At 71.5% G+C, this 5,820-nt stretch carries 7 protein-coding genes; 5 read left to right on the forward strand and 2 right to left on the reverse strand.

Going from position 1 to position 5,820, the window contains the following annotated elements; genetic code table 11:
- The first annotated feature begins 119 nt into the window (after positions 1-119).
- Complete coding sequence (locus ACTHJJ_RS18240; protein ID WP_440304368.1) at positions 120-482, forward strand: hypothetical protein; 363 nt, start codon at positions 120-122, stop codon at positions 480-482.
- A 70-nt stretch (positions 483-552) separates the two neighbouring features.
- On the opposite strand, the gene ACTHJJ_RS18245 is transcribed toward ACTHJJ_RS18240, so the two are convergent.
- Positions 553-993 carry a hypothetical protein gene (locus tag ACTHJJ_RS18245; protein WP_440304369.1) on the reverse strand — a complete coding sequence of 147 codons (441 nt, stop codon included), beginning with the start codon at positions 991-993 and terminating at the stop codon, positions 553-555.
- Between the two features lie 217 nt (positions 994-1,210).
- Between ACTHJJ_RS18245 and ACTHJJ_RS18250 the strand changes: the two genes are divergently transcribed.
- Positions 1,211-1,513 carry a hypothetical protein gene (locus tag ACTHJJ_RS18250; protein WP_440304370.1) on the forward strand — a complete coding sequence of 101 codons (303 nt, stop codon included), beginning with the start codon at positions 1,211-1,213 and terminating at the stop codon, positions 1,511-1,513.
- A 132-nt stretch (positions 1,514-1,645) separates the two neighbouring features.
- On the opposite strand, the gene ACTHJJ_RS18255 is transcribed toward ACTHJJ_RS18250, so the two are convergent.
- Positions 1,646-2,380, reverse strand: coding sequence for a DUF4386 family protein (locus ACTHJJ_RS18255; protein ID WP_440304371.1), 735 nt, complete (start codon positions 2,378-2,380; stop codon positions 1,646-1,648).
- Between the two features lie 147 nt (positions 2,381-2,527).
- On the opposite strand from ACTHJJ_RS18255, the gene ACTHJJ_RS18260 reads away from it, so the two are divergent.
- The 3 genes from ACTHJJ_RS18260 to ACTHJJ_RS18270 form a co-directional block, all read left to right on the forward strand.
- Positions 2,528-4,483 (forward strand): sensor histidine kinase, encoded by a 1,956-nt coding sequence (locus ACTHJJ_RS18260; protein ID WP_440304372.1) that lies wholly within the window; start codon positions 2,528-2,530, stop codon positions 4,481-4,483.
- On the forward strand, positions 4,471-5,133 hold the full coding sequence (locus ACTHJJ_RS18265) for a response regulator transcription factor (RefSeq protein ID WP_440304373.1): 663 nt from the start codon (positions 4,471-4,473) through the stop codon (positions 5,131-5,133). Before ACTHJJ_RS18260 ends, ACTHJJ_RS18265 begins: the two co-directional genes overlap by 13 nt.
- Positions 5,134-5,344: 211 nt before the next feature.
- A partial coding sequence (locus ACTHJJ_RS18270; protein ID WP_440304374.1) for a COG4315 family predicted lipoprotein occupies positions 5,345-5,820 on the forward strand: 476 nt, incomplete at its 3' end.

Below are 5,820 nucleotides of genomic sequence, written 5' to 3' on the forward strand. Positions count from 1 at the left end.
ACCGAGGAGTATGACGTGGAGCAGCGACAGCTTCGGGGGAACTTCCCGCAGGCGTTCGTGCACGCGGTCATGATCGAGGCCGCCAAGAGGCTCGCGGAACGACCGGGAGAGGTCACCCCATGACAGGGCGCAGGGACGGGAGAGCTTTCGACGGGACCGGCGCGGCGGGGCTGGCCGTCCCGCTCGAGGTCACGCGCGGGGCATACGGGCTGGTTCAGCTCGGTCGCCCGGGCACCTTGCCCAAGCTCCTCGGTGCGCGTCTGGTTCTGCAGGGGGCGGTCACCCTGCTCGCGTCGGACGCGGACCGGTCCGGCCGTCGGGCGCTGCACGAGCTCGGCGGAGCGGTCGACACTCTTCACTCGGCGAGCATGCTCGGCCTCGCGATCTGCTCCCGGTCCCGACGCCGCGAGGGGATCCAGCAGGCAGCCGCCGCCGGTGCCTTCGCCGCCGCGGAGGTCGTCGTGGCCCGCTCGTTCCGCTGACTCGACCCCCAAAGCGGGAGTCTGTCCTGACCGAGCCGGTGCGGACCGCCGGTCGGGCCCCGTCGCCCGGCTAGCCGAACACCGCGACGGTCCACGCCAGCACGATGAGGGCATTGGCCGAGTAGAGCGCCGTGCGGATCCAGTGGGTGGCGAGGATGCGGTCGAGGTAGGGGCTTTCAGGTCCGCGCGGGTCGCGAGCGAGGCTGGCCTGCCAGCGGCCCCAGGTCGCCGCCGTCAGCACGGCTGAGGCAGCCTGGCTCCCAAAAGACCCCCAGGATCCCCACGGTGGGGACCCGTTCGGCGCGAGCCACAGCATCGCGATCGACAGGGCAAAGCCCGCGCCGACGGGAGCGAGGACCCAGTAGGGGAGCTTCTTCCAGTGCACCCGCTGGATCTCCTGGAAGTGCCGGCCCACCAGCCGCCAGGACCGGAAGATGTCCACCTCGTGGGCCCAGATCGTGCCGAAGTTGTAGCCGCCGATCAGCAGGTCGACCAGTAGCAGTGCTCTCACGGTCTCCTCCCCCCGTTGTCGTCCGACACCCCGGGTGACGCTGATTGTGCGGACATCGGCTGGACCGAGCCTGCGCGGGCCTCGATCCAGCCGTCAATGGGACCAGCACTCGTGGGCGCGGCATACGCTCGTGGTGTGGCTCTGGCCGTGGAGCCGGTCAGCATCTGTCCGCTGCCGGCGCGGTGGAGACGTCGGCCATCGGAAGTGAGAAGCGATCATGGCGATGCCTGCGGTTGACCGTGACGACCTGGGCCCCTCCCAATGCTGGTGCTGCGGGCGGATGGAGGACCGAGCGAAACTGGTCCATCTGAGTGACCATCCCGAGGTCGGGGTGTGCGTCCGCTGCGCCCACTCGCTGAGCAAATGGGCCTGGGAGATCGAGGATCAGTCCCGCAGTGGGCCGGCCGTCCGGGTGCGCGACGGGATCCGGAGGGTGCGCAAGACCGTGGTCCGGCATGGCTGGCATCACAACAAGGTCGTCGGTCGGGCCCTGCGCTGGCTGGGCCGGTTCACGCCCTGAGCCTCGGGGCGCAGCGCGGCGGCATTCTCAGCTCGTTGAGCCTGCCCGAACGCCGGGCGGCCGGGCCCGCCCACACCGCGAGCTCGCCGTCGTCGACGGCGAGCTCGCGCTTGCGGTTCGCCACCCTCGCGTTCAGCCCCGTGCTGCCCACTCGGCGTCGGACGTGCGCATCGCCGCCGCCGCCACGACGGTCAGTCCGGCGATCTCGAGCGCGCCCCCGGCGACCGCGAAGAGCTCGCCGCCGCCCGCGATGTTGATGACGTGGCCGACCGTCCAGCACATGATGAGGGCGCCGGCATACCGGGGCAGGATGCCGGAGAGCATGACGCCGAGCCCCAGCAGCAAGGTGCCGACGAGGTTCCCGATGACGAACAGCACAAAGAACGGCGCGAAGTACGGGGTGCTCTGTGCCGTGTCGAGAACCGCAGCGAGTGGCGCGTCCGGGTGGCTCTGGGCGACCTGTGCCAGCGCCGCGCCGTCGAAGTTGGTCAGCACGATGCCGAGGTAGCAGGCGTACCCCGCGATCATGAGCCCGACCGCCCAGAGGGCCAGCCGCGGCTTGGCCGGGCGGAGCACCTTCAGCGCGGTCAGCAGGCCGGGGATCATCACGAGCACGCCCACGGCGGCCAGGACGGTGGAGGCAACGAGAGCGTTGGGGAACATGCCGTAGAAGCGGAGCGTCTCCTCGGCCGTGCCGGTGTCGGACAGGCCGCTCGAGGTCGACGCCCAGGCGTAGATCGCGTTGCAGGCGAGCTGGAACGCGAAGGCAAGGGGGAGTGCGACGGCGCCGGCGCGCCGGCGGAACCCGACGGTCGGATCGGCCAGTGCAGAAGGCGACTGCACCTGCTGCGTGGAAGCGGTGGTCATGTCGGTGTCCTCTCATGCGGGAAGGGCACGAAGGTGCCTGCGTTCAGGCTGGCCGTGTGGTGCATTTGTCCGCATCGGAGCGGACACGGGAAACCCGCGCGTGGTGGCACGGATGCCATGGGGTCCCTCCTGCCCTAGGTTGTGGCCATGACAGCGGCGAATGCGTCGCACACAGGCGTCCGGAGCCCCGGTCGCGCCGGGCGCGCTGGCATCGTGGTGGCGACCTTGTGGCTCGCCAGCGCGGTCGTGGCCACGGTGCTGTTCGCCGCCCTGCCGTTCACCTCGGACGAGCTGGTCATCGGCGCCGCGGTCTGCGGTGTGGCCCTCGTCCCGTTGACGCTGGGTGCCGTCCTCGCGGCGAAGCGACCGGGCCATCCGGCAGGACCGCTGCTCGCATCGGCGGGCTTCTGCCTCATCGCGACGAACCTGCCGGGCGAGCACGCGCCCGAGGCGGTTTCGGGTGACTGGGTGCTGCTCTACCTCGCCTTCGCCATCCTGCTGCTCGTGCTGCCGGACGGACGGCCGGCGTCGCGTCGTTGGGCCCGAGTGGGGTGGGCGATCACCGGGGTGGCCGCGGCCTTCGGGCTGCTCGCCGGGGTGCCGGCGTTCCAGCCCGACTGGACCGACGCGCTCCTTGCGCCCGGGTTCGGGCTGCTGGCCGCGTTCGCCATCCTTCTGATCGCGTGCGCGGCGGCGCCCATCGCGCGGTACCGCCGCTCCGACGAACAGGCGCGGCTGAGGCTGCGATGGGTGTACCTCGCGGGGGTCTCGCTGCCGCTGACCCTGATGCTGTGTTGGGCCAGCTACCTGGTGCTGGGCGAGCCGGACCTGGTGGTCTTCGGCCTCGTCGTGATGTACCTGGCGATCCCCGTGAGCGCGACGGTGTCCCTGCTGCGTCCGACCCTCATCGACGTCGACCGCGCCACTGTGGCGACGCTCTCGGCGAGCGTGCTCGCGTTCTGCGTGCTCGGCGTGCTCAGCGCCGCCGCGCTCTCCGCGGGCACGGCCATGGTGCACTGGTCGCCGCTCGCGGCCGTGACGACGACCTCGGCCCTGACCGGGGCGGCCGTGATCGCCTACCCATTCGTCCGTCGCGGGCTCGACCACGTGCTCTTTCCCGAGCGCGCCCGGACGGTTGCCGCGCTCGGTGCGCTGTCGCAGCGCGTCGACCACGCCGGGGCGGCCCCCGAGGAGGTCGAGGCCACGCTGCGCACCGCCCTCCGGGACCCCGGTCTCGTCGTGGGTTACCTGGTGGCCGGCACCGGGCCGGACGGCGACCGCTCGACCGGCGACCGTACGCTGCAGACGCTGGACGGCGCGGAGGTGACCCTGACGGACGCCTCCACCCCAATCCGCGTGCGCGGCGAGGAGATTGCCGCGATCATCCCGTCGGCCGGGCGGGTTTCCCGACCGGGCATCGACATCGCCCGCGCCGCCGCGCCGCTCGTCGACGCGGCCCGTGCTCGCGCGCAGCTGGCGCGCGCGAACGCCGAGGTCGAGGCGTCCCGCACCCGTCTGCTGCGTGCCGGGTACGAGGAGCGTCGCAAGATCGAGCGCGACCTGCACGACGGCACACAGCAGCGGCTCATCGCGGTGGGCATGCGGCTGCGTGTGCTGCAGCGCGGTGCCACCCACGATGAGTCCACTGCTGCGGCCCTCGATGCCGCGGTCGCCGACCTGTCGACCGCCGTGGCGGAGCTGCGTCAGCTCGCGAACGGGGTGCGCCCCAGCGCCTTGGACGACGGCCTCGCGGCCGCACTGAGCAGCCTCGCCCTGCCCGTCGAACCGCGCTTCGAGCTGGATGTGCGCGCGGGCGAGATCCCCGACGCCGTTGCCACGACGGCCTACTTCGTGGTGAGCGAGGCGATCGCGAACGCACTGCGCCACGCGGATGCGTCCCGGGTCCGCGTCGGCGTGCGGGAAGCTGCCGGCGATCTGCACGTCGTCATCACCGACGACGGGCGCGGCGGCGCGGCGGTCAAGCCGTCGGGCGGGCTCACGGGATTGACCGACCGGGTCGCCGCCCTGGGCGGCACACTGCGGTTGATCTCTCCCCCCGGGGCGGGGACGACCGTCGAGGTGGTGCTCCCATGCGCATCGTGATCGGCGAGGACTCGGCGCTGTTCCGCGAGGGCCTGTCGGTCCTGCTCGCCAGCGCCGGTCACGACGTGGTCGGTCGTGCCGCGACGGCCGAGACCGCCGTGGCGCAGGTGCGCGAACACCGCCCGGATGTCGTCGTCCTCGACGTCCGTATGCCGTCCGACGACGAGGGGATCGACGTCGCTCTGCAGATCCGCGCGTGGGATCCGCCGACCCCGATCATGCTGCTGTCACAGCACATCGAGACGCGCCGGACCGTCGAGCTGGTCTCCGGCGGGGCCATCGGCTACCTGCTGAAGGACCGCGTCCTCGACGTCGACGACTTCCTTGCGGCCCTGGAGCGCGTGGCCGCCGGTGGCACCGCGCTCGACCCCGACGTCGTGACCCGGCTGCTCGGCACCGCCCGGTCGAGGTCCCGGGTCGATGCCCTCACTCCGCGCGAGCTCGAGGTGCTCACCTTCATGGCCGAGGGCTGGTCGAACCAGGCGATCGGGAGCCGGCTGTTCCTGTCGGAGAGGACGGTCGAGACGCACATCGCCTCGATCTTCGCCAAGCTCCAGCTACCTGCCTCACCGGACGAGAACCGCCGCGTTCGTGCCATCCTCGCCTACCTCGAGGCCACGGGAGCCGCACACTCGAGAGTCGACGACTGAGCCGCGCCGTCGAGCGCCCTGGAGGCTTGAACTTCCTGCTCACCAAGCGAATCGAGCGGTATGGCGCTCAGCTCGGTGAGCGGCATACCGCTCCTCGGGCGCCCGTCACATCCGTTTGCGAGTCGCGGTGAACCAGATGCCGGGCCGCTACGTGGTGGAGGGATGAGGCTCTCCGGATCGGCCGGAGCGGCCCGGCGAACAAGGACAGCAGATGCGAACTCCAGGGGCACTCCGTCTCGTTGAGATCACGGCACTGGGCGTGGCGGCCCTCGGCCTGGCCGCGTGCGGAGCCATGGGCGGGTCGTCGACGGCCTCCTCTTCGGGGACTCCTTCGCCGAGCGGGACGAAGCCGCCCGCAGCCCACGTGGCGGCCCACATCACCCCGCCGGTCGTGATCGGCGAGCGTCACACAGCGCTGGGCACCGTGCTCACCGACACAGCCGGTCTGACGCTCTACACCTTCGTCCTGGACAAGGATGGCCGCAGCCACTGCACCGGCGCCTGCGCCACGATGTGGCCACCGCTCATGGTCGGCCCTCAGGGGACGCTGAAGAGCCAGGTCAGCCTGCCCCACGCGCTCGGCAGCATCACCCGATCCGGCGGCAGGCAGGTCACCTACGACGGTCACCCGTTGTACCTGTTCCAAGGGGACACCGCACCCGGCCAGACCAAGGGCGAGGGTGTCAA

This window comes from Intrasporangium sp. (assembly GCF_051961875.1).
In the GTDB taxonomy this organism is placed as follows: Bacteria; Actinomycetota; Actinomycetes; order Actinomycetales; family Dermatophilaceae; genus Intrasporangium_A.